Source organism: Stenotrophomonas sp. KH_029 (assembly GCF_057839765.1).
The window spans coordinates 4,250,001-4,252,500 of the sequence record NZ_CM174498.1 but is presented as its reverse complement, the minus strand read 5'-3'; the positions used below and the strand labels follow the sequence as shown (position 1 = coordinate 4,252,500).

General features: G+C 53.5%; 1 rRNA gene (running past both ends of the window). It reads left to right on the top strand.

The annotated features are described in order from the left end of the window. Nucleotides 1-2,500 (top strand): 23S ribosomal RNA (locus tag AC3ITM_RS18980) (it extends past both window edges: 54 nt to the left, 327 nt to the right).

The following is a 2,500-nucleotide window of genomic DNA, read 5'->3' as shown; positions in this document are numbered from 1 at the left end:
GACGTGGCAGCCTGCGAAAAGTATCGGGGAGCTGGCAACAAGCTTTGATCCGGTAATGTCCGAATGGGGAAACCCACCCGCTTGCGGGTATCCTGCAGTGAATACATAGCTGCTGGAAGCGAACCTGGTGAACTGAAATATCTAAGTAACCAGAGGAAAAGAAATCAACCGAGATTCCCTGAGTAGCGACGAGCGAACGGGGACTAGCCCTTAAGCTGGAATGGTTCTAGAAAAACAGCCTGGAACGGCTGGCCATAGAAGGTGATAGCCCTGTATTTAAAAGGGCCACTCCAGTGAAGACGAGTAGGGCGGGGCACGTGAAACCCTGTCTGAACATGGGGGGACCATCCTCCAAGGCTAAATACTACTGACCGACCGATAGTGAACCAGTACCGTGAGGGAAAGGCGAAAAGAACCCCGGAGAGGGGAGTGAAATAGATCCTGAAACCGTGTGCGTACAAGCAGTAGGAGCCTCGCAAGGGGTGACTGCGTACCTTTTGTATAATGGGTCAGCGACTTACTGTTCGTGGCAAGCTTAACCGTATAGGGGAGGCGAAGGGAAACCGAGTCTGATAAGGGCGCATAGTCGCGGGCAGTAGACCCGAAACCGGGTGATCTAGTCATGGCCAGGGTGAAGGTGCCGTAACAGGTACTGGAGGCCCGAACCCACGTCTGTTGCAAAAGACGGGGATGAGCTGTGATTAGGAGTGAAAAGCTAATCGAACCCGGAGATAGCTGGTTCTCCTCGAAAGCTATTTAGGTAGCGCCTCATATGTATCCTCTCGGGGGTAGAGCACTGTTATGGCTAGGGGGTCATCGCGACTTACCAAACCATTGCAAACTCCGAATACCGAGACGGACTGTATGGGAGACACACGGCGGGTGCTAACGTCCGTCGTGAAAAGGGAAACAACCCAGACCCACAGCTAAGGTCCCAAATTCACTGCTAAGTGGAAAACCATGTGGAAAGGCACAGACAGCCAGGAGGTTGGCTTAGAAGCAGCCACCCTTTAAAGAAAGCGTAATAGCTCACTGGTCGAGTCGGTCTGCGGGGAAGATTTAACGGGGCTAAGCAGTGAACCGAAGCTTGGGGTGTGCATATTTATATGTACGCGGTAGAGGAGCGTTCCGTAAGCCGTTGAAGGTGGATTGAGAAGTCTGCTGGAGGTATCGGAAGTGCGAATGCTGACATGAGTAACGATAATGCGGGTGAAAAACCCGCACGCCGAAAGCCCAAGGTTTCCTTGCGCAACGTTAATCGGCGCAGGGTGAGTCGGCCCCTAAGGCGAGGACGAAAGTCGTAGTCGATGGGAAGCAGGTTAATATTCCTGCACCTCGCGTAAGTGCGATGGAGGGACGGAGAAGGTTAGGTGTACCCGGCGTTGGTTGTCCGGGGGAAAGGCGGTAGGTTTGGATCTTTGGCAAATCCGGGATCCTTTAAGACCGAGCACCGAGACGAGCCTTTAAGGCGAAGTCACTGATACCACGCTTCCAGGAAAAGCTCCTAAGCTTCAGCTTACGCAGACCGTACCGTAAACCGACACAGGTGGGTAGGATGAGAATTCTCAGGCGCTTGAGAGAACTCGGGTGAAGGAACTAGGCAACATGGCACCGTAACTTCGGGAGAAGGTGCGCCCTTTTTGGTGGCTCATGCGAGCTATAGCTGAAGAGGGCCGCAGTAACCAGGCCGCTGCGACTGTTTATCAAAAACACAGCACTCTGCAAACACGAAAGTGGACGTATAGGGTGTGACGCCTGCCCGGTGCTGGAAGGTTAATTGATGGGGTCAGCCGCAAGGCGAAGCTCTTGATCGAAGCCCCAGTAAACGGCGGCCGTAACTATAACGGTCCTAAGGTAGCGAAATTCCTTGTCGGGTAAGTTCCGACCTGCACGAATGGCGTAACGACAGCGGCGCTGTCTCCACCCGAGACTCAGTGAAATTGAAATCGCTGTGAAGATGCAGCGTTCCCGTGGCAAGACGGAAAGACCCCGTGAACCTTTACTATAGCTTTACACTGAACGTTGAGTTCGTCTGTGTAGGATAGGTGGGAGGCTATGAAACTGTGGCGCTAGCTGCAGTGGAGCCATCCTTGAAATACCACCCTGTCGTGCTTGACGTTCTAACCTAGGTCCATAATCTGGATCGGGGACCGTGTATGGTGGGTAGTTTGACTGGGGCGGTCTCCTCCTAAAGAGTAACGGAGGAGCTCGAAGGTACGCTCAGCGCGGTCGGACATCGCGCACTGTGTGCAAAGGCATAAGCGTGCTTGACTGCAAGATCGACGGATCAAGCAGGTAGGAAACTAGGACTTAGTGATCCGGTGGTTCTGTATGGAAGGGCCATCGCTCAACGGATAAAAGGTACTCCGGGGATAACAGGCTGATACCGCCCAAGAGTTCATATCGACGGCGGTGTTTGGCACCTCGATGTCGGCTCATCACATCCTGGGGCTGTAGTCGGTCCCAAGGGTATGGCTGTTCGCCATTTAAAGTGGTACGC